18 protein-coding genes are annotated in these 21,626 nt (G+C 68.8%); 16 read left to right on the forward strand and 2 right to left on the reverse strand.

Features of this window, described 5'->3' with window-relative positions; translation table 11 throughout:
• The first annotated feature begins 140 nt into the window (after positions 1-140).
• The 8 genes from NR798_RS03910 to NR798_RS03945 all read left to right on the forward strand — a co-directional run bounded on the left by NR798_RS03910 (position 141) and on the right by NR798_RS03945 (position 11,089).
• On the forward strand, positions 141-626 hold the full coding sequence (locus tag NR798_RS03910) for an arsenate reductase ArsC (protein WP_375770045.1): 486 nt from the start codon (positions 141-143) through the stop codon (positions 624-626).
• A gap of 164 nt (positions 627-790) precedes the next feature.
• A complete protein-coding gene (locus tag NR798_RS03915) occupies positions 791-6,064 on the forward strand; it encodes a HAMP domain-containing protein (RefSeq protein WP_375770046.1) in 5,274 nt (1,757 codons plus the stop codon).
• Positions 6,065-6,069: 5 nt separating this feature from the next.
• Positions 6,070-7,626 carry an ATP-binding protein gene (locus NR798_RS03920; protein ID WP_375770047.1) on the forward strand — a complete coding sequence of 519 codons (1,557 nt, stop codon included), beginning with the start codon at positions 6,070-6,072 and terminating at the stop codon, positions 7,624-7,626.
• A 93-nt stretch (positions 7,627-7,719) separates the two neighbouring features.
• Positions 7,720-8,094, forward strand: coding sequence for a hypothetical protein (locus NR798_RS03925; protein WP_375770048.1), 375 nt, complete (start codon positions 7,720-7,722; stop codon positions 8,092-8,094).
• Positions 8,087-8,344, forward strand: coding sequence for a DUF5985 family protein (locus NR798_RS03930; RefSeq protein WP_375770049.1), 258 nt, complete (start codon positions 8,087-8,089; stop codon positions 8,342-8,344). Before NR798_RS03925 ends, NR798_RS03930 begins: the two co-directional genes overlap by 8 nt.
• Positions 8,341-8,604 (forward strand): DUF5985 family protein, encoded by a 264-nt coding sequence (locus NR798_RS03935; RefSeq protein WP_375770050.1) that lies wholly within the window; start codon positions 8,341-8,343, stop codon positions 8,602-8,604. Before NR798_RS03930 ends, NR798_RS03935 begins: the two co-directional genes overlap by 4 nt.
• Before the next feature lie 182 nt (positions 8,605-8,786).
• The gene (locus tag NR798_RS03940) at positions 8,787-10,406 is read left to right on the forward strand and encodes a hypothetical protein (RefSeq protein WP_375770051.1); all 1,620 of its coding nucleotides are present in this window, start codon (positions 8,787-8,789) and stop codon (positions 10,404-10,406) included.
• A gap of 86 nt (positions 10,407-10,492) precedes the next feature.
• Positions 10,493-11,089 (forward strand): Uma2 family endonuclease, encoded by a 597-nt coding sequence (locus tag NR798_RS03945; RefSeq protein WP_375770052.1) that lies wholly within the window; start codon positions 10,493-10,495, stop codon positions 11,087-11,089.
• Positions 11,090-11,096: 7 nt separating this feature from the next.
• Here the strand turns inward: NR798_RS03945 and NR798_RS03950 are convergent, their stop codons facing one another.
• The gene (locus NR798_RS03950; protein ID WP_375770053.1) at positions 11,097-13,109 is read right to left on the reverse strand and encodes an ATP-binding protein; all 2,013 of its coding nucleotides are present in this window, start codon (positions 13,107-13,109) and stop codon (positions 11,097-11,099) included.
• A gap of 163 nt (positions 13,110-13,272) precedes the next feature.
• The gene (locus tag NR798_RS03955; RefSeq protein ID WP_375770054.1) at positions 13,273-14,058 is read right to left on the reverse strand and encodes a 2-keto-4-pentenoate hydratase; all 786 of its coding nucleotides are present in this window, start codon (positions 14,056-14,058) and stop codon (positions 13,273-13,275) included.
• 120 nt (positions 14,059-14,178) lie between these two features.
• Between NR798_RS03955 and NR798_RS03960 the strand changes: the two genes are divergently transcribed.
• The 8 genes from NR798_RS03960 (at position 14,179) to NR798_RS03995 (ending at position 21,587) form a co-directional block, all read left to right on the forward strand.
• Positions 14,179-14,676: a DUF1579 domain-containing protein gene (locus NR798_RS03960; protein WP_375770055.1), complete on the forward strand. Its 498-nt coding sequence runs from the start codon at positions 14,179-14,181 to the stop codon at positions 14,674-14,676.
• 124 nt (positions 14,677-14,800) lie between these two features.
• On the forward strand, positions 14,801-16,243 hold the full coding sequence (locus tag NR798_RS03965) for an aldehyde dehydrogenase (protein WP_375770056.1): 1,443 nt from the start codon (positions 14,801-14,803) through the stop codon (positions 16,241-16,243).
• Positions 16,240-16,671, forward strand: a complete 432-nt coding sequence (locus NR798_RS03970; protein ID WP_375770057.1) for a RidA family protein — start codon at positions 16,240-16,242, stop codon at positions 16,669-16,671. The genes NR798_RS03965 and NR798_RS03970 overlap by 4 nt, the downstream gene beginning before the upstream one ends.
• Position 16,672: 1 nt before the next feature.
• Complete coding sequence (gene nbaC, locus NR798_RS03975; protein WP_375770058.1) at positions 16,673-17,197, forward strand: 3-hydroxyanthranilate 3,4-dioxygenase; 525 nt, start codon at positions 16,673-16,675, stop codon at positions 17,195-17,197.
• Entirely contained in the window at positions 17,194-18,207 is a 1,014-nt protein-coding gene (locus tag NR798_RS03980) for an amidohydrolase family protein (RefSeq protein ID WP_375770059.1), read from the forward strand. Before nbaC ends, NR798_RS03980 begins: the two co-directional genes overlap by 4 nt.
• The gene (gene kynU / locus NR798_RS03985) at positions 18,208-19,488 is read left to right on the forward strand and encodes a kynureninase (protein ID WP_375770060.1); all 1,281 of its coding nucleotides are present in this window, start codon (positions 18,208-18,210) and stop codon (positions 19,486-19,488) included.
• Positions 19,475-20,872, forward strand: coding sequence for an FAD-dependent oxidoreductase (locus NR798_RS03990; protein ID WP_375770061.1), 1,398 nt, complete (start codon positions 19,475-19,477; stop codon positions 20,870-20,872). The genes kynU and NR798_RS03990 overlap by 14 nt, the downstream gene beginning before the upstream one ends.
• Positions 20,850-21,587 (forward strand): SDR family oxidoreductase, encoded by a 738-nt coding sequence (locus NR798_RS03995; RefSeq protein ID WP_375770062.1) that lies wholly within the window; start codon positions 20,850-20,852, stop codon positions 21,585-21,587. The genes NR798_RS03990 and NR798_RS03995 overlap by 23 nt, the downstream gene beginning before the upstream one ends.
• Positions 21,588-21,626 lie beyond the last annotated feature (39 nt).

Consider the following 21,626-nt stretch of genomic DNA (forward strand, 5'->3'; position numbering starts at 1 on the left):
AGAGGGACGGGGTGAGGGTATCGAGACCCCCGGGTTGCCCCCTGTGCGAAAGAGGGCCTACCTGGGAAGCAATCGAATCCACGGGAATTCACCGGACCCCCTTGGCGCGCGGGGGCATGCCCCCCACCCTCATACGCTCCATGGCCCCCGAGCGAGTCGTCCGAGTCCTCTTCCTGAGTATGGGCAATGCGGCCCGGAGCATCATGGCCGAGTACCTGCTGCGCCGGTTGGGGCACGGGCGCTTCGAGACCTTCAGCGCGGGCGTGCTGCCGAGGGGCGAGGTGCACTCCCTGACGCTCAAGGTGCTGCGGGAGCGCTTCCGGCTGGAGCCGGAGGGAGCGCGCAGCAAGTCCTGGGAGGAGCTCCGGGGCGAGCGCTTCGACTGGGTCATCACGCTCTGCGACAAGGCGCACGAGGCGTGGGCGGTCTGGCCGGGGCAGCCGCGCATGGCGCACTGGGATGAACCGGATCCAGTGGCCTTCGAGGGGAGCGAGGCGGCGCGAGAGCAGCTCTTCGTCCAGGTGGGGCGGGAACTCTCCCAGCGGCTGGATCTGCTGTGCGCGCTGCCGGTGGAAAAGCTGCTGCACCTGCCGCACGAGGACGTGCAGGCGGCGGTACCCCTGTAGCCCTTCATTCCCCGCGCGACGCGCCAGGTGCAGGGGCGGGGAATCACGGGACACGTGTGCGCTCGGTTGGCCGCCTGCCCCGTAAGGGGCGTTTCCCTACCAGGAACGAAGGTTTGTGCTCGTGAGGTTGGGAGAACGCCAAACCTCTGCACTGGAGCAGGCCTTTGAATCGACGCACCACCTCCCGTACCCAGACCGGCAAGAAGACCCGCAAGCCCACCACGCTCGCCCGTCATGCGCATGCCCGTCCGAGACGGGTCGCGACGCTCGAGGCGCTGGAGACGCTGCTGGAGTCCCTGCGAGCCGTCACCCACGGTGACTTCTCCGTGCGGCTTCCGCCGGAGGCGCAGCCCCAGGCGATGGAGGACATCGCCCACGCCTTCAATGCGATGGTGGCGATGAACCAGCGGATGCAGGACGAGCTGGTGCGGGTGGAGCGCGTGGTGGGCCGCGAGGGCCAGATGGCGGAGCGCGCCTCGCTGGGCCCGGTGAGCGGCGGGTGGGCCTCGAGCATCGGCTCCATCAACTCGCTCATCGCGGACCTGGTGCAGCCCACCACCGAGGTGGCGCGCGTGCTGGGCGCGGTGGCCCGGGGTGATCTGACGCAGAAGATGGCCCTGGACTTGCCGGGGCAGCCGGTGAAGGGCGAGTTCCTCCGCATCGGCACCACGGTGAACGCGATGGTGGATCAGCTCAGCTCCTTCGCCGCCGAAGTGACGCGCGTCGCGCGCGAAGTCGGTACGGAAGGAAAGCTGGGTGGCCAGGCGCGCGTGCCCGGCGTCGCCGGTACGTGGAAGGACCTCACCGACAGCGTGAACCAGCTGGCCAACAACCTCACCGCCCAGGTGCGAAACATCGCCGAGGTGACGACCTCCGTGGCCCGCGGTGACCTGTCACGCAAGATTACGGTCGATGCGCGCGGCGAGGTGCTCGAGCTGAAGAACACCGTCAACACGATGGTGGATCAGCTCCGTTCGTTCGCGGGCGAAGTGACGCGCGTCGCGAAGGAAGTCGGTACCGAGGGCAAGCTGGGTGGCCAGGCCGACGTGCCCGGCGTCTCCGGCGTGTGGAAGGACCTCACGGACAACGTGAACCTGATGGCCTCCAACCTCACCACCCAGGTGCGAGGCATCGTCAAGGTCGTGACGGCGGTCGCCAACGGGGACCTGTCCCAGCGCCTGGTGGTCGATGCCAAGGGCGAGGTGGCCGCACTGGCCGACACGCTCAACAGCATGACGAAGACACTGGGCATCTTCGCCGACCAGGTGACCAGCGTCGCCAAGACGGTGGGCGTGGAAGGCAAGCTGGGCGCCCAGGCGGATGTGCCCGGTGTGGCCGGTACGTGGAAGGACCTCACGGACAACGTGAACCTGCTGGCCAACAACCTCACCGCCCAGGTGCGAAACATCGCCGAGGTGAGCACGGCCGTTGCCCGCGGTGACCTGTCCAAGAAGATTACGGTCGACGCGCGCGGCGAGGTGCTCGAGCTGAAGAACACCATCAACACGATGGTGGAGCAGCTCCGCTCGTTCGCCGGTGAAGTGACGCGCGTCGCGAAGGAAGTCGGTACGGAAGGAAAGCTGGGCGGTCAGGCCGACGTGCCGGGCGTCTCCGGTACGTGGAAGGACCTCACCGACAACGTGAACTTCATGGCCTCCAACCTGACCGCCCAGGTGCGCAACATCGCCCTGGTGACCACGGCGGTGGCCAATGGCGACCTGTCCAAGAAGATCACCGTGGACGTGAAGGGCGAGATCCTCGAGCTGAAGAACACCATCAACACGATGGTGGATCAGCTCCGGTCGTTCGCCGCCGAAGTGACGCGCGTCGCGAAGGAAGTGGGTACGGAAGGAAAGCTGGGCGGGCAGGCCGAGGTGCAGGGCGTGTCGGGCGTCTGGAAGGACCTGACCGACAGCGTGAACTCGATGGCCTCCAACCTGACCAACCAGGTGCGCAACATCGCCAAGGTGACCACGGCGGTGGCCAACGGAGACCTGTCCAAGAAGATCACCGTCGATGCGAAGGGCGAGATTCTCGAGCTGAAGGACACCATCAACACGATGGTGGATCAGCTCAACGCGTTCGCTTCCGAGGTGACCCGCGTCGCGCGCGAGGTCGGTACCGAGGGCAAGCTGGGTGGCCAGGCGCGTGTGCCCGGGGTCGCCGGCACGTGGAAGGACCTCACCGACAACGTGAACCTGATGGCCCGCAACCTGACCACGCAGGTGCGCGGCATCGTCAAGGTGGTGACCGCGGTCGCCAATGGCGATCTCACCCAGAAGCTCGTCGTCGACGCGAAGGGCGAGGTGGCCGCGCTGGCGGACACCATCAACAGCATGACGGACACGCTGGGCACCTTCGCGCAGCAGGTGTCCACGGTGGCCCGCGAGGTGGGAATCGAGGGCAAGCTGGGTGGCCAGGCCAAGGTGCCCGGTGCCCGCGGGGCCTGGAGGCAGCTGACCGACAACGTGAATCAGCTCGCCGGAAACCTGACGTCCCAGGTGCGCGCCATCTCCGAGGTGGCCACCGCCGTGACGAAGGGTGACCTGACGCGGTTCATCTCGGTGGATGCGGGCGGCGAGCTGGCCGCCCTGAAGGACAACATCAACCAGATGATCGTCAACCTCAAGGAGACGACCCAGAAGAACACCGAGCAGGACTGGCTCAAGACGAACCTCGCCAAGTTCTCCGGCATGATGCAGGGACAGAAGAACCTGGAGGCCGTCTCCCGGCTCATCATGTCCGAGCTGACGCCCCTGGTGTCCGCGCACCACGGCGCCTTCTTCCTCATGGACACCGAGGATGGCGCGCCCGTGGCCAAGCTCACCTCCAGCTACGCCTACCGTGAGCGCAAGAACGTGGGCAACCGCTTCCGCCTCGGCGAGGGCGTGGTGGGCCAGTGCGCCCTGGAGAAGAAGACCATCCTCCTCACCCACGTGCCGGCGGACTACATCCGCATCACCTCCGGCCTGGGCGAGGCCAGCCCCCTCAATGTCATCGTCCTGCCCGTCCTCTTCGAGGGCGAGGTGAAGGCCGTCATCGAGCTGGCCTCCTTCCACCCGTTCAGCGCCATCCACCAGATCTTCCTGGACCAGCTCACGGAGAGCATCGGCGTGGTGCTCAACATGATCATGGCCAACATGCGCACCGAGGAGCTGCTGCGTCAGTCGCAGAGCCTCGCCAATGAGCTGCAGAGCCAGTCGCGCGAGCTCACCCAGCAGCAGGAGGAGCTCAAGCGCTCCAACTCGGCGCTGGAGGCCCAGGCCCTCGAGCTGGAGGAGAAGGCCAAGCTGCTCGAGCAGCAGAACATCAAGGTGGAAGAGAAGAACCGCGAAGTCGAGCAGGCGCGCTCCTCCCTGGAGGAGAAGGCCGAGCAGCTCTCGCTCATCTCCAAGTACAAGAGCGAGTTCCTCGCCAACATGTCCCACGAGCTGCGCACGCCGCTCAACAGCATGCTGGTGCTCGCCAAGCTGCTCGCGGACAACTCCGACGGGAGCCTCGGCCGCAAGCAGGTGGAGTACGCGGAGACCATCTACTCCTCGGGTGGGGACCTGCTCTCCCTCATCAACGAGATCCTCGACCTGTCCAAGGTGGAGGCCGGGAAGATGCAGGTGGAGCCGCGCGACTCCGCCGTGGCGGAGCTGGTGGAGTTCGCCCGCCGCACCTTCGGCCCCGTGGCCGAGCAGAAGCACCTGGGCTTCCTCACCGAGGTGGGCTCGGAAGTGCCCGCCACCGTCTTCACGGACCCGAAGCGGCTGCAGCAGATTCTCAAGAACCTGCTGTCCAACGCCTTCAAGTTCACCAGCACGGGCCAGGTGACGCTGCGCATCCGCATGGCGGACACCGAGGAGCGCTTCGCCGCGCCCGAGCTGGTGGAGGCCGATCAGGTGCTCGCCTTCTCCGTCATCGACACGGGCATCGGCATCCCCGAGGACAAGCAGAAGCTCATCTTCGAGGCCTTCCAGCAGGCGGATGGCACCACCAGCCGCAAGTACGGCGGCACCGGCCTGGGCCTCTCCATCAGCCGCGAGCTGGCGCGCCTGCTGGGTGGAGAAATCCGCGTGAGGAGCGCGCGCGGGGCGGGCAGCACCTTCACCCTCTACCTGCCGCGCAGCTACAGCGGCCCGGAGCGGGGTGGCGAGCCGGCCAGCGACACGGACGTGGGCTTCACCCCCATGCTGCGTGAGCTGCTGCCGCGCGACGAGGTGCACGGCACCGCGGCGCCCAACCCGCTGGTGGATGACCGGGACGACCTGGGCCCGGATGACCGCGTGCTGCTCGTCGCGGTGGACGACCTGGAGTTCGCCCGGGGCCTCGTGAACACGGCCCACCAGAGTGGTCTCAAGGCGCTGGTGGCCACGCGCGGCGACGTCGCGCTCTCGCTGGCCCAGCGGCTCAAGCCGTACGCCATCGTCCTGCAGCTCGGCCTGCCCGTCATCGACGGCTGGAGCGTGTTGGATCAGCTCAAGCGCGACCCGCGCACCCGCCGCATCCCCATCCAGGTGGTGAGCGTGGACCGGCTGCGCGGCGCCTCGTGCGGCGGCGGCTTCGTCTACCTCGATCGGCCCTTCTCTCCCGAGGCCATCCAGGGCGCCTTCAGCCACCTGGAGCTCAAGGCCAATGGCCACCCGCGCAAGCTGCTGCTGGTGGACCCCAAGCCCGAGCTGCGCGACTGCGTGCAGCAACTCATCGACTCCGGGGAGTCACTGGAGATGCGCCAGCTCGAGTCCAGCCGGGCCGTGGAGGCCTTGGACCGCGGCGAGGTGGACGCGCTCGCCCTGGACCTGGCCTCTCCCGGCGGCCGGGGAATGAAGCTGCTGGTGGAGCTGGTGCGCCGGCCCGCCCGCCTGCCTCCCGTGCTCCTCTACAGTGGCTCGCAGCTCCTGCCGGATGACGAGCGGCGGCTGCGGCGCTCGGCCGAGGCCGTGCTGCTCGAGGCGGCCGCCCGTTCGCCCGAGGCGGTGCTCGCCGAGGTGGGCCGCTTCCTGCGCCGGGTGGGGGATCAGTCCCGCGCCTCCGCCGAGGAGCTGAAGGAGCTCTCCCGCTCGCTCGCCGGCCGCAAGGTTCTGCTGGTGGACGATGACGCCCGCAACATCTTCGCCCTCACCAGCGTCCTGGAGAACCATGGCATGCAGGTGACCTTCGCCCAGGACGGACGGGCGGCCATGGATCTGATGGAGAAGAATCCGGAATTGGACGTGGTTCTGTTGGACGTGATGATGCCGGAGATGGACGGCTACCAGGCGATGCGCGCCATTCGCGCGGATTCCCGGTGGGCGTCGCTGCCGGTCATTGCCATCACCGCGCGGGCGTTGAAGGACGACCGCGAGAAGTGCCTGGAAGCAGGCGCGTCCGATTATCTGTCCAAGCCGGTCGACACCGAGCGGCTTCTGGAGTTGATTCGCCGGTGGGTGGAGCCTTGCGCGGGAGCGAGATGACAGCGATGACGTGGTCCGAGGGGGGTAATAGCGGGAGTCTTCCGCTTCAGGCGGAGCTGCCGCGGGCACGCATCCTGGTCGTCGACGATCACGCTCCCAACCTCCTCACCCTGGAAGCCACGCTCGGCGACCTGGGTGAGGTGGTGAAGGCGCACTCGGGGGAAGAGGCCCTGCTGCACCTGCTGCGCGAGGACTTCGCCCTCATCCTGCTGGACGTGCAGATGCCGGGACTGGACGGCTTCGAGACGGCCCGGCTCATCAAGGAGCGCGAGCGCTCGCGCTTCATCCCCATCATCTTCCTCACCGCGCGCAGCCGGGACGCCTCGCACGTGTTCCGCGGCTATGCCCAGGGCGCGGTGGACTACGTGCTCAAGCCCTTCGCGCCGGAAATCCTCCGCTCGAAGGTGTCCGTCTTCGTCGAGTTATTCCTCAAGGAGGAGCAGCTCAAGCGCCAGGAGGCGCTGCTGCGCCGGCGCGAGCGCGAGGCCCTGGAGCGAGAGAGCGCCTACCGCTACCGCCTGCTGGGCGATGCCATGCCCATGTGCGTGTTCGCCGCCAGCCCGGATGGGCGGCTGCGCTACGGCAACCGGGCGTGGATGGAGCTGTCCGGCCTGCCCTCCGAGGCGGTGGAGGACCTGTGGCGCTCGGAGGTGGTGCACGCCGAGGACCGCGAGGACGTGCACGCCGCTTGGTGCCAGTCGGTGAGCACCGGCCAGCCCTTCGAGGTGCAGCTCCGGCTGCGCTGCCAGCGCACCCAGAGCTTCCGCTGGCACCTGGGCCGGGCCGTGCCGGAGCGCAACGAGCGCGGCCGCATCACCGGGTGGATCGTCACCGCCACGGACATCGACAACCAGAAGCGGGCCGAGGAGGAGCTGGCCCGGGCGAGCGCCGCCAAGGACGCCTTCCTGGCCGCGGCCTCGCACGAGCTGCGCACGCCGCTGGCCGCGGCGAAGATGCAGGTGCAGCTGGCGCAGCGCAAGTACGGCGCCGAGCTGTCGGACGGGCCGCGCCGGGCGCTCGAGGGGCTGGACCGGCAGGTGGACCGGATGACCAAGCTGGTGTCGGACCTGCTGGACGTGAGCCGGCTGCTCACCGGGCGGCTGTCATTGGAGGTGGAGGAGTTCGACCTGGTGCCCCTGCTGCACGCCACGTGCGAGCGGTTGCAGGCGCTCTCCTCCGAGCACCGGCTGCGGCTGGAGACTCCCGAGGCGCTGCCCATGCGCGGAGACCCCGGGCGCATCGAGCAGGTGGTGACCAACCTGGTGGCCAACGCCATCCGCTACTCGCCCCAGGGCGGCGTGGTGGAGCTGCGGGCGTGGTCCGAGGACGGGAACGTCCTGCTCCAGGTGCGCGACCAGGGCATCGGCATCCCGGCGGAAAAACTGCCCGTCATCTTCGAACGCTTCGGCCAGGCGCACGGGGCAAGGTATGGTGGCCTCGGCCTGGGGTTGACCATCTCCCAAGGCATCATCGAGCAGCATGGCGGGCGCATCTGGGCGGAGTCGCGGGGCGTGGAGGGCGAGGGCAGTACGTTCCACGTGTGCATGCCACTGCAGTCCTAGCTTCCAGAGCGGAACCTTCCGTCGTAGAAGGGGCTGTTTTCCGAGGTGGGGAGAAAGGGATGACGTTTGCGCGCGGGCGATCTTCCCGAAGCGGTGCGTCGGCTGATTGCCGACCACATTGATTCGGTCGAGCAGCTGGAGATCCTCTTGCTGCTGTACCAGCATCCGGAGCGCTCCTGGTCCGCGGAGTCGGTGGCCCGGGAGCTGCGCATCTCCGCCATGTCGGCCGGTGACCGGCTCAAGGACATGGCCCGCGCGGCCATCCTGTCCAAGGTGCAGGGCACCGAGGGGGAGTACCGCTATGCGCCGGACCCGCAGATGGGGGAGGCGGTGGCGGGTCTCGCCACGGCGTACTCGGAGCGCCGGGTGACGGTCATCAACCTCATCTTCTCCAAACCCGTCGATAAGATCCGGACTTTCGCCGATGCCTTCCGGCTCCGGAGGGACGATGACGATGACAATGGCTGACGCGGTCTTCCTGCTGTGTGCGGTGACCAGCCTCGCCTGCGCGGTGCTGCTGCTGCGGGGATATGCGCAGAACCGGGTCCCCCTGCTGCTGTGGAGCAGCCTGTGCTTCGTGGGGCTGGCGGTGAACAACATGCTCCTGGTGGCGGACCTGATCGTCTTTCCGGGGCGGGACCTGTTGCTGTTCCGTAACCTGTCCGGGTTCCTGTCACTCGCGCTGCTGGTCTTCGGACTGGTGTGGGATTCGGAATGAACGAGTTCCTCTCTGGCATGGCGGCCGCCCTGTGCCTGGTCGCCGGACTGTTCTTCCTACGGTTCTGGCGGAAGACGCGCGACCGCTTCTTCGCGTTCTTCGCCGCCTCCTTCTGGCTGATGGCGGTGCACCGCATCGTGAATGTGTTCCTGCGGGACAACAACGAGCACCTCGTCGGGGTGTACTCCATCCGGCTGGTTGCCTTCGTCCTCATCCTGGTGGCCATCATCGACAAGAACTGGGTGGCGCCTCGCAAGTAGAGCGAGGGTCCCGCTGTTTGCACACGGAGGGCAGGAGACTGCCCCCGGTGATGACCTGAGTACCCACCCGCTGTCCGCTGGCCGTGTCCCGACATACCCCGGGGCATGGCATCCCGTTTGCGATGCTTCCGTCTGGCACTGGACGGAGTGTCCGGCGGCGAGCGGTGGAGGCGTACCAGGGTATGAGCGGGCGGCGATGGTGGGGATGGGGACTGGCGGGCCTGTTGGCGGCGGCACTGGCATGTGGTGGTGGCCAGCAGGGCAGTGGAGATCCACTCGAGCGAGAGCGGAATGACCCGGGGGTGGAGACCCCCGACGCGGGGACCTCCGGGCCCGACGCGGGGCGGGTCGAGCCGCCTCCGCCGCCTCCGCCGCCTCCGGTGGACGCGGGGACCTCCGAGCCCGACGCGGGGACGGTCGAGCCGCCTCCGGTGGATGCCGGGACGGTCGAGCCCGACGCGGGGACGGTCGAGCCGCCTCCGCCGCCTCCGGTGGACGCGGGGACTCCTGACACCGACGCGGGGACGCCCGACTCGGGCACGGTCGTCTATCCCGATGCCACGGGGTGGTCGTTCTACGGTCCGGAGCACGGTGCGCCGCACGAGGTGCTCGGCGTCACGGAGGACGAGGGCGGCAACCTCTGGGTGGCCGGTGGCGAGGAGGGCCTGTTCCTCCTGCGGCCCGGGGCGAGCACCTTCGAGCGCTTCACGATGGACGATGGCCTGCGTCCCTACGGGTACCTGAAGGACGGGAGCGCACCGGTGGGGCCGAAGTACCTCAAGGTCATTTCGGTGGAGGGAGGCCCGGCGGGGACGGTGTTCGTGGGCTACCAGGGCGCGGCGGACTGCGAGAGCAACTACTACACGCCGGGCGCGAAGAACCCGAACAGCTACAAGAGCGGTGACGCGGACAAGGTCACGCTGACGGCGACGGGCATCGAGGTCGTCCACTACGACATCTCGTCCGGCCCGGGGGTGATTGGCGAGGAGTCGGGTGGGCGCGAGAAGCTCTGCACCATCCTGCGCATCGTCTGGGACAAGACGCACGGCAACCTGTGGTTCGGCGCCAACCACGGCTTCGCCTGGGGCGACCCGGACTACACGGGCAACCCCACCTGCAACGGCCAGCGGGAGTGCTCGGGCGTGAAGGAGCACGCGCATCCGCACATCGAGGCGAAGGACGCCAGCGGGCACGTCTTCCGGCTCACGGATGCGTATTACGGCGTCGCGGTGCGGCCGGATGGAGACGTGTGGTTCGGCGGGGCCAACCGCTCCACGCGCTTCAAGTACATGAGCATCAAGACGCCGCGCGACTTCGAGACAGCGCGTAAGCAGACGGAGAACGGCTCGGCCATCAAGAACCGAATCGACGTGTGGCCGGACCTGGTGGACGAGGTGGGCATTCCGGGCCCGGCGGACCGGGTGGACGATCTGGTGTCGGGCATGGCGCTGATGCCGGATGGCTCGGTCTGGGTGAGCTCCTTCGGCCGGGGCCTGGCCCGCATGGACGCGACGGGGGTGGTGAACCAGTACGCGCTCGGCACGGGGGCGGACCGCTACGTCTCCTCGCTGGCGAAGGACCCGGCCGATGACAGCCTCTGGGCGGGCCACCGCTGGGGCGGCGGGCTCACGCGGCTGAAGGCGGACACGGTGATGCGCTACAGCCAGGCGCTCGGGGCGCTCTCGTACCATCCTGTCTGGGACATCCAGTCGGTGGGGACTGGGCCGGAGCGCCGGTTGCTGGTGGCCTTCGGCAGCGAGAGCGGCCGCCCGGGTGCCATCGGCATCTACCGCGGCGAGTAGACAGGGAGGCGGGGGCTCGGGGTTTCCCCCTGGCAAAACCGGGTGCGAGCGGTGACACTGTTCTCATGCACCCTCTGGAGCCAGGCATGAGGAATCCCCAGCCCTCCAGCCAGACGGCTCCCCGGCCCGCCACGGTCGAGGAGTTGCTCGCCCTGCCGAATGAGCAGGCGGCGGAGATCATCGACGGGCTCCTGGTGCAGAAGGCGGCGCCCAGCATCCTCCATGGTCAGGCACAGGGATGGCTGCTCAGTGTGTTGCTTCCTGCCTTCCATCGCCGGGGTGGGGGCGCCGTACCGGGGGGGTGGTGGTTGGCGCCAGAGGTGGAGGTGGAACTGGCGCCGGGGCAGGTGTATCGCCCCGACATAGCGGGATGGCGCCGTGAGCGCATGCCTACCCTCTCTTCCGAGCGTCCGGTGCGGCTGCGCCCGGATTGGGTGTGCGAGGTGCTGTCACGCAGTAACGCGCATCACGATCTGGTGACGAAGTTCCGCACCTATCACCGGTTGGGCGTGCCCCATTATTGGACGGTAGATCCGGAGACGGAGGTCCTCACCGTCTACCGTTGGCAGGAGGCGGGATATCTCGCCGTGTTGACGGCCGCGCGAGGCGAGACGGTACGCGCCGAGCCTTTCGAGGCGATCGCTTGGAACGTGGGCCTGCTCTTCGGGGACGAGCCGGAGTAGGGGGCCGCTACAGCGGGAGGACGGCTTCCTTGCCCCGGAGCGGGGCCGCTACGCCGTCCACGGGCAGCCGCAGCTTGAAGGCGGTGCCCTGGCCCGGCTGGCTGCGCACTTCGATCCGCCCGCCCATCGACTGCACGATGGTGTTGCAGATGGACAGCCCCAGGCCGGTACCCACCCCCACCGGCTTGGTGGTGAAGAAGGGCTCGAAGATGCGCCGCTGGATCTCCAGCGGCATGCCCTGCCCGTTGTCCTCCACCTCCAGCACCACGTGGTGCGGCCCCTCGCGCCACGTGGACACCTGGATGCGGTTGTCGTCGGCGGTCCGCGCTGGAAGCGCCTGCAGCGCGTTCACCAGCAGGTTGACGAGCACCTGTCCCAGCCGCGACTCGTTGCCGCGCACCGGCGGTACCTCGCCGAACGCGCGCACCACCTGCGTGCGGTGCCGCATCGCGCTGCGCATCAGCCGCAGCGCACCGTCCACCACGCGGTGCACGTCCACCGGGCCCGTGCGCTCGTCGTCCGCCCGCGCGAAGGACTTCAGGTCCTGCACCAGCTCGCGGATGCGCCCCACGCCCTCGCGCGTCTCCGAGAGCACCTCGCGCATCTCCGGCAGCGCCTCGGGCACCACGATCATCTCCGTGAGCTGCTCCTCCAGCCAGGTGAGGTTGGCGGAGACGAAGGTGAGCGGGTTGTTGATCTCATGCGCCACGCCCGTGGCGAGCGTGCCCGCCGACACCATGCGGTCCGCCATCCGCAACTGCGACTCCAGCCGCTTGCGCTCGGTGACGTCGCGGCAGAGCATCATCAGCAGCGAGCGGCCCCCGCCGGTGAAGAGCGTCTTGCGGGTGAGCAGCACGCGCCCCTGGCCGGAGGCGTCGGTGAGGCTGTCCTCCGCCTCGTGCGGCTGGCCGGTGGTGAAGACCTGCTCGTCCTGCCGCCGCAAGGCGTCCGCCTCGGCCTTGGAGTAGAAGTCGCGGTCCGTCCTGCCGAGCAGCTCCTCCAGGGGGCGCCCCATGAGGCGGCAGAAGGCGCTGTTCATGGCGATCCACCGGTACCCCCGGTCCTTCACCAGCAGCGGCTCCGGCACGCTGTCGAGCGTCTTCTGCAGCAAGTCCCTCGAGCGCTCCATCTCGTCGCGCTGGCGCCGGCGCTCCAGCTCGAAGCCCGCGCGCACGGCGAAGGCGTTGATGAGCGCGTAGTCCAGCTGCCGCGCCTCGAGCGGCTTGTCGTTGAGGATGGCCAGCACGCCGATGGGCTGGCCTCGCGAGTCCCTCAGGGCCGCGCCCAGGTAGCTGCGCAGGCCCTGCTCGTGCAGCATCGTGTCCTCGGGGAAGCGCGCCGCCACCCCATCCGGGTAGTGGCAGATGGCCTGGTCCACGGTGATCTCACACGGCGTCCCGGCGAGCGTGTAGGGCGGCAGCTCGCAGAAGTCCCCCAGGTTGAAGCAGGCCAGCTTGCGCACCGCGCTCCCGTCCAGCTCGCCCACCAGGGCGCACGTGACGCCGAGCGCCTGGGACAGCTGCCTCACCATCACCTGGAAGAAGTCGGGGCCGGGCTCGGCCAGGGTGAACTCGAGCAGGGCCTGGAGCGTGGCCTCCGTCCGCATGCGGTTGCCGCCGCCCCGCGCCACCAGGGCCGAGGGCTCCAGCGAGCGCAGCCGCCGCTCCAGCGCGATCAGCCGCGCACCCCAGCGTCCTCCCGGAGGTGCCTGGCACTCGTCGGCGCCCGCCTGCTCCAGCGTGTGGAGCTCGTCCGGGCCGCGCGCCGTCAGCACCACCAGCTGCGAGCGCGAGGGCTCCCGGCGCGCGTGCAGCCGCTGGCAGAGCGTGAGCGTGTCCTGCACGGGCCCGCCCGCGTCCCAGAGCACCAGCAATCCGGGGGGAAGCAGCTCGGGCAGCTCCTCCAGGCTCCGCGCGTGTTGGACACGGCACTCCACCGCGTGGCGCGCGCCCTCCTCATGCAGCCCGCGCTCGAACTCCTCGCCGACCCCTTGGGGAACTCCCAGCGTGATGACGTGCATGGCACTCCTCCCCCTCGCCGCACCGGTGGCTCGTGCAACGGCAAGGTGGGTTGATGCACCACACCATAGCCTGCCTTGAGGCGGCCTTCCTGCTTTGCTCCCAGTGCGAGCCTGGGAGCGAGCGGTTGGGACGTTGGATGCCCGACGTCGTTTTTCAGGGCTTTCAGGGCTCGACGGAAACGGAGACGTCGCCCAGCCCGTCCACGGTGAGGCGGATGCGATCACCGGGCCGCAGCATGTGCGCCGCGGTGGCGGCCCCGGCGAGCACGATGCTGCCCGCGGGCAGGGACTCCCCGCGCTGGTCGAGCAGCTCGCACAGCTGGACGATGGACAGCACCGGGTCTCCGGAGATGGCATCCGAGCGCGCCGCCTGGACGCGCTCGCCATTCACCTCCATCACCATCTGCAACGCGGGCAGCTCCAACTCGCGGGGAGGGCGCTCGGTGGTGCCCAGCACGAAGAGCGAGGAGGAGGAGTTGTCCGCCACCACGTCGGGCAGGGAGAAGTATTTGAAGTCGGTGTAGCGCGAGTCGAGGATCTCCATCGCCGCGAAGACGCTGGCGCAGGCGTCGAGGGCCTGCTCCCGGGTGATGCGGCCGCGCAGCTCGCGCGAGGTGCGGAAGGCGATCTCCGGCTCGATTTTGGGGTGGATGGCGCCCTGGAGCCGCAGGGTGCCACCGGCGGGCACCTGCATGCGGTCGGTGAGGACGCCGTACACGGGCGAGTCCAGGTTCATCTGCCGGCGCTTGGCCTCGGAGGTGAGGCCCATCTTGAGGCCCACCACGCGCTCACCGTGAGCGAGGCGCAGGCGGATGCCCTCGGCCTGGATGGCGTAGGCCTCCGGGAGCGCGAGGGTGGGGTGCGCCCGGGTGAGGGGCGGGATCTCGCGAGCCTCCAGCCGTGCCTCGTCCAACAGCCGGGCCAGCTCCTCGTGCATGCGTGCGCTCATCGCCATCTCCGAAGCGGGGGAGGGCGCTTTTTCCAATGCGCGGGCCGGGAGTGCAAGCCGCCTTTCTGGCGCGGTCCGGTGAAAAACGCCAAGGTCGGGCCTCCGAAGGAGGGTGCACACATGGCACAGCGGACGTTCGAGGAGTCCAGCAAGGAAGGTGGCCTCCACCACCGGTTGGGTCAGCTCGCCGGTGAGTGGGAGGGGATGACGAAGACGTGGTTCGAGCCGGACAAGCTCGCGGACGAATCCCCCTGGCGCGGCACCATCCGCCTCGTGGCAGGGGGACGGTTCGTGATGCACGAGTATGAGGGCTCGATGCAGGGCAAGCCGCTGTCGGGGGTGGCCCTCTACGGCTACCACCTGGACCCGGATCGCTTCGAGATGGCCTGGGTGGACAGCTTCCACACCGGCACGAGCATCATGTTCTTCAAGGGGAAGAACGAGGGCCGGGGCTACGATGTCCTGGGCAGCTACGAGGCCCCGTCCGGTCCGCCGTGGGGCTGGCGGATGGAGATTCAGCAGCCCGAGGCGGACCGGCTGATCATCACGCACTACAACATCCCCCCCGACAGCCCGGAGGCCAAGGCGGTGGAGACGGTGTACCGGCGCAAGCGCTGAGCCGCGGCTGTTCTCCTCATAAGGACGGGCGTTGGTAATGAACGCTCCGGGTCCTCCACCCAGGTGGCCGGGGTGTGGGGCCCGTGGTATTCCGGGCGCCGGTCAGCCCGAGGAGGATTCGCGCATGGAGAAGGTCCTCAACTACATCGGTGGAGAGCTGGTGTCCCCGAGCTCCCAGGTCTGGTTCGACAAGCCGGACCCCTCTACCGGAGAGCCCTCCGTCCAGGTGCCCGACTCGGACGAGAAGGACATCCAGCGTGCCGTGGAGGCCGCGCGCAACGCGTTTCCGGCCTGGGCCGCCACTCCGGCCTCCGAGCGGGCGCGATTGCTGCGCCGCGTCGCGGAGACGATCCGCACCCGGCTGGACGCCTTCGCCCGCGCCGAGGCCATCGACACCGGCAAGCCGCTCAAGCTGGCCTCCACGGTGGACATTCCCCGGAGCATCCAGAACTTCGAGTTCTTCGCCGACGCGGTGACGCAGTTCTCCACCGAGGCCCACGTCATGGACGGCGGGGCGCTCAACTACACGCTGCGCTCGCCCCTGGGCGTGGTGGGCTGCATCTCGCCCTGGAACCTGCCCCTCTACCTGCTCACCTGGAAGCTCGCCCCCGCGCTCGCCATCGGTAACTGCGTGGTGGCCAAGCCCTCCGAGGTGACGCCCATGACGGCGTACCTGCTCGCCCAGGTGTGCCGCGAGGCCGGCCTGCCTCCGGGCGTGCTCAACATCGTCCACGGCTACGGCGCCAAGGTGGGCTCCGCGATGAGCCGTCACCCGGACATCAGCGCCATCTCCTTCACCGGCAGCACGCGCACGGGCGCCGAGATTGCCCGCACCGCCGCGCCGCTCTTCAAGAAGCTCTCGCTGGAGATGGGCGGCAAGAATCCCAACGTCATCTTCGCCGACTGCGACTTCGACGAGGCCCTGGCCACCACGGTGCGCTCGTCCTTCTCCAACCAGGGTCAGATCTGCCTGTGCGGCTCGCGCATCTTCGTGCAGGCCCCCATCTACGAGCGCTTCAAGGCCGCGCTGGTGGAGCGCACGCGGGCGCTGAAGGTGGGCGACCCCCTGGATCCCTCGACGGACCAGGGCGCGCTGGTGTCTCCGCAGCACTTCGAGAAGGTGATGGGCTGCATCGAGGTGGCGCGCAAGGAGGGCGGCCGCGTCCTCACCGGTGGCAAGCGCGCCGAGGTGCCGGGGCGCTGCCGCAACGGCTGGTTCGTGGAGCCCACGCTCATCGAGGGCCTGGGCCACGCGTGCAGCACGAACCAGGAGGAGATCTTCGGCCCGGTGGCCACGCTCATCCCCTTCGAGAAGGAGGAGGAGGTGCTCGCCTGGGCCAACAGCACCCGCTACGGGCTGGCGGCGAGCGTGTGGACGCGGGACGTGACGCGCGCGCACCGCTTCGCGGCGAAGCTGGAGAGCGGCATCGTCTGGGTGAACTGCTGGATGCTGCGTGACCTGCGCACGCCGTTCGGCGGGGTGAAGGAATCGGGCGTGGGACGCGAGGGCGGCTGGGACGCGCTGCGCTTCTTCACCGAGCCCAAGAACGTGTGCGTGAAGCTATGAGCAACTCCGATCGAATCGACTCCCAGAAGGCCCCGGAGCCGGTGGGCCTCTATCCCCACGCCCGGCGCGTGGGCAACCTGCTCTTCCTCTCCGGCGTGGGGCCTCGCGAGCGCGGGAGCAAGAAGATTCCCGGCGTCGAGCTGGATGCCCAGGGCAACATCGTCTCGTACGACCTGGAGACGCAGTGCCACTCGGTGTTCCGCAACGTGCGCTACATCCTGGAGGAGGCGGGCTCCTCGTGGGACCGGCTGGTGGACGTGACGGTGTACCTCACGGACATGAAGAAGGACTTCCCCACCTACAACCGCCTCTGGGCCGAGTACTTCAAGGACGTGCCCACCCCGCCGTGCCGCACGACGCTCGGCATCACCGCCTTGCCCACCCCCATCGCCATCGAGCTGAAGTGCGTGGCCACGATTGGAGACTGAGATGAGCCGACTGCAGCCCCTCAACTTCAAGAAGTGGATTGAAGAGCACCGCCACCTGCTCAAGCCCCCCGTGGGCAACCAGATGGTGTGGCAGGACCGGGACTTCATCGTGATGGTGGTGGGCGGGCCCAACTCGCGCACCGACTTCCACATCGACGCGAGCGAGGAGTTCTTCTACCAGGTGGAGGGGGACATCACCCTGCGCGTCATGGAGGACGGCAAGCCCCAGGACATCCCCATCCGCGAGGGGGAGATCTTCCTCTTGCCTCCCAACGTGCCGCACTCGCCGCAGCGGCCCGCGGGCACGGTGGGCCTGGTCATCGAGCGCAAGCGGCGCGAGGGCGAGCTGGACGGCTTCGCGTGGTTCTGCCCCCAGTGCAACCACAAGCTGTATGACGAGTTCCTCCAGGTCACCAACATCGTCACCCAGCTGCCGCCCATCTTCGAGCGCTTCTACGGCAACCCGGAGCGCTGCACCTGCACGCAGTGCGGCTTCCGCGTGACTCGCGAGCAGCGCAAGGCATGAAGATCGACATCCACACGCACCTGCTGCCGCCCGAGATACCGCGCTTCGCCGAGCGCTATGGTTATGGCGGCTTCATGACGCTGGAGCACCACGCCCCGTGCCGGGCGCGCATGGTGCGCGATGACGGGAAGTTCTTCCGCGAGGTGGAGAGCAACTGCTGGGATCCGGTGAAGCGCATCGAGGAGTGTGATGCCACCGGCGTCAGCGTGCAGGTGCTGTCCACGGTGCCGGTGATGTTCGGCTACTGGACGAAGCCCGAGCACGGGTTGGACCTGTCGCGCTTCCTCAACGACCAGTTGGCCTCGGTGGTGAAGGCGCACCCCAAGCGCTTCGTGGGCCTGGGCACGGTGCCCCTGCAGTCCCCGGAGCTGGCCGTGCGCGAGCTGGAGCGCTGCATGCGCGAGCTGGGCCTGGCGGGCGTGCAGGTGGGCTCGCACGTCAACGGCCTCAACCTGGGCGAGCCGGAGCTGTTCCCCTTCTTCGAGGCCGCCGCCGACCTGGGCGCCGCCATCTTCGTCCACCCCTGGGACATGCTGGGCGAGGCGCGGATGAAGAAGTACTGGATGCCCTGGCTGGTGGGCATGCCCGCCGAGGTGGCGCTGGCCATCTGCTCGCTCCTCTTCGCGGGCACGCTGGAGAAGCTGCCGAAGCTGCGGCTCGCCTTCGCGCACGGCGGCGGCGCCTTCCCGGGCACCTTCGGCCGCATCGAGCACGGCTTCCAGGTGCGGCCGGACCTCGTCGCGGTGGACAACCCCGTGCCGCCCCGCGAGTACCTGGGCCGCTTCTGGGTGGACTCGCTGGTGCACGACGCGGACATGCTGCGCTTCATCGTGCGGCTGTTCGGCCCGGACAAGGTGGCCCTGGGCAGTGACTACCCCTTCCCCCTGGGCGAGGACCGGCCGGGCACGCTGGTGGAGTCCCTCGCGGAGTTCGACGCCGCCACCCGGGAGAAGCTGTTGTGCCGCAATGCGCTCGAGTGGCTCGGGCGCTCGTATGAGGAGTTCAAGTAGATGAGCGGTGAAGCCGTGCGTTACGAGGCCAGTGAGGCGTTCGCCCGGCGGATGGACGCGGAGGACCCTCTCCGCCACTTCCGCGACGAGTTCCTGTTTCCCCACCACCACGGCGAGCCGGTCATCTACCTCGTGGGCAACTCGCTGGGGCTCCAGCCGCGCAAGGCGAAGGCCAACGTGCTGGAGGCGCTGGAGGACTGGGAGAAGCTGGGCGTGGAGGGCCACTTCCGCGGCTCGCACCCGTGGATGCCCTACCACGAGCTGCTCACCGAGCAGACCGCCCGGCTGGTGGGCGCCCACCCGCTCGAGGTGGTGGTGATGAACACCCTCTCGGTGAACCTCCACCTGATGCTGGTGTCCTTCTACCGGCCCGCGGGCGAGCGCCGCAAAATCCTCATGGAGGCCGGCGCCTTCCCGTCGGACCAGTATGCGGTGGCCTCGCAGGTGCGCTTCCACGGGTACTCCCCGGAGGAGGCCGTGCTCCCACTCTCCCCGCGCCCCGGTGAGGAGACGCTGCGCACCGAGGACATCCTGGAGACGATCGAGCGGCACGGGAAGGAGATCGCCCTGGTGCTGCTGGGCAACGTGAACTACCTCACCGGCCAGGCCTTCGACATGGCCGCCATCACCCGCGCCGCGCACCAGCAGGGCTGCAAGGTGGGCTTCGACCTGGCGCATGCGGCCGGCAACCTGCGCCTCTCGCTGCACGACGACGGGCCGGACTTCGCCGTGTGGTGCTCGTACAAGTACCTCAACGGCGGCCCGGGCACGCTGGGTGGCGTCTTCGTCCACGAGCGCCACGCGCGCGACAAGCAGCTGCCCCGCTTCCAGGGCTGGTGGGGCCACGACAAGCAGACGCGCTTCCAGATGGGGCCCGACTTCGAGCCCACACCGGGTGCCGAGGGCTGGCAGCTGTCCAACCCGCCCATCTTCCAGATGGCGGCGCTGCGCGCGTCCATGGACATCTTCGACCGCGCCACCATGCCGGCCCTGCGCCGCAAGAGCGAGCTGCTCACCGGCTACCTGGAGTTCCTCCTGGACCGGCTCCCGCCCGGCTTCGTGCACAGCATCACCCCGAGGGACCCCCAGCAGCGCGGCGCCCACCTCTCGCTGCGCTTCAGCAAGCAGCCCCAGCAGCTGCTCGAGAAGCTCACGGCGCAGGGCGTCCTCTGCGACTTCCGCTCCCCGGACATCATCCGCGCCGCGCCGGCTCCGCTCTATGTCAGCTTCCTCGACGTCTACCGCTTCGCGGGGGTGCTCGAACGCCATGCACGAGATTGACCAGACACAACGTGTGACGGTGGTGGGCGCGGGGCTGGTGGGCTCGCTCCTCTCCATGTACCTGGCACGGCGCGGCTTCCAGGTGGACGTGCTGGAGTGGCGCCCGGACATGCGGCGCGAGGAGATTGGGGCGGGGCGCTCCATCAACCTCGCCATCTCCACCCGCGGGCTGTACGCCTTGCGGCAGGTGGGGTTGGAGGAGGAGGCGCTGCGCCACGCCATTCCCATGCGCGGCCGGATGATCCACTCCCCCTCCGGCGGGCTGGCCTACCAAGCCTACGGCAAGGACGAGTCCCAGCACATCAACAGCATCTCGCGCGCGTGGTTGAACAAGTACCTGATGACGCACGCCGAGGCCACGGGCCGGGTGCGCATCCAGTTCGAGCAGCGCGTGCAGCACGTGGACTTCCAGAAGGGCGCGCTCGACGTCGTGGACAGGGCAGGCGGCCCCGTGCGCGAGGTGCATACCCCGGTGGTGTTCGGCACGGACGGCTCGGGCTCGGCGGTGCGGCGCGAGATGGCGCTGGCGCCGGCCTACCGCGCCGCGCAGGAGCAGCTGAGCCACGGGTACAAGGAGCTGACGATTCCCGCGGGCCCGGGCGGTGCCTTCCAGATGGAGAAGCACGCGCTGCACATCTGGCCTCGCGGCTCGTACATGTTGATTGCCCTGCCGAACCTGGATGGCAGCTTCACCTGCACGCTCTTCCTGCCCTTCCAGGGCCCGGTGAGCTTCGAGTCGCTGGGGACGCCGGCACAGCTGGTGGCCTTCTTCGAGGCGCAGTTCCCGGACGCGCTGGCGCTGATGCCGGGCCTGACGCACGACTTCTTCCACAACCCCACCGGCACCATGGTGACGGTGAAGAGCGAGCCGTGGCACGTGGGCGGCCGGGCGCTGCTGGTGGGGGACGCGGCGCACGCCATCGTGCCCTTCTTCGGGCAGGGGATGAACTGCGGCTTCGAGGACTGCGTGGCGCTGGATGCGTGCCTCGGACGGCACCAGCGGTGGGAGGACGCCTTCGCGGAGTTCTTCCGGCTGCGCAAGACGAACGCGGACGCCATCGCGGACATGGCGGTGGAGAACTTCGTGGAGATGCGGGACAAGACGGCGGACCCGCGCTTCCTCCTGGAGAAGGCGGTGGAGAAGGAGCTGCTCAAGGCCTTCCCGGGCGAGTTCCTCAGCCGCTACACGCTGGTGAGCTTCAGCCTGGTGCCGTACCGGCTGGCGTACGAGGTGGGAGCCATCGCGGGCGGCATCGTCGCCGAGTTGAGCGAGGGCCTCACGCGGGCGGAAGACGTGGACCTGGGACGCGCCGGCACGCTCATCCGTGAGCGGCTGGTGCCCTTCGTGAAGGAGCATTCGGATGGATTTGGGACTGCGAGGTAGGAGGGCGCTGGTGCTGGGCGCCTCGGCTGGACTGGGGTACGCCATTGGCGCGCAGCTGGTGAAGGAAGGGGCGCGCGTGGCCATCTGCTCGCGTGACGAGGCGCGCATCCGCGACGCCGCTCAGCGCATGGGTGCCGAGCTCGGTGTGACGGCGGACCTGACGAAGCCGGGCGCGACGAAGGCGCTGGTGGAGAAGGTCATCGAGACGCTGGGTGGCGTGGACATCCTCGTGGCGAACACGGGCGGGCCTCCCAAGGGCAGCATCGAGAAGCTCACCGCCGAGCAGTGGCAGGACGGCTTCCAGAGCCTGTGGATGAGCGTGGTGGAGGGCCTGCAGGCGGCGCTGCCGGGGATGAAGGAGCGGCACTGGGGCCGCATCGTCCTGGTGACGTCGGTGGCCGCGCGCGAGGCGATGCCGCTGCTGACCATCTCCAACGGCCTGCGCGCGGGCCTCATGGGGCTGGTGAAGACGGTGAGCAACGAGGTGGCCGAGCACGGCATCACCATCAACGGCGTGCAGCCGGGCTACCACGCGACCGAGCGCCTCAAGGAGCTCGGCGTGCCCGAGGACAAGATTACGTCCGCGATTCCGGCGCGCCGCCTGGGCAAGCCCGAGGAGCTGGGGGCGTTGGTGACGTTCCTCGCCTCGGAGCAGGCGGGCTACATCACCGGCCAGTCCCTCGTCATCGACGGCGGCTGGATGCGCGGCTTCTGATTCGCGGGAGCCCGCATCCCTTATTGAGGGGCGGGTGGG

The sequence above is a fragment of the Archangium gephyra genome, from assembly GCF_042230915.1.
Lineage (GTDB): Bacteria > Myxococcota > Myxococcia > Myxococcales > Myxococcaceae > Archangium > Archangium gephyra_B.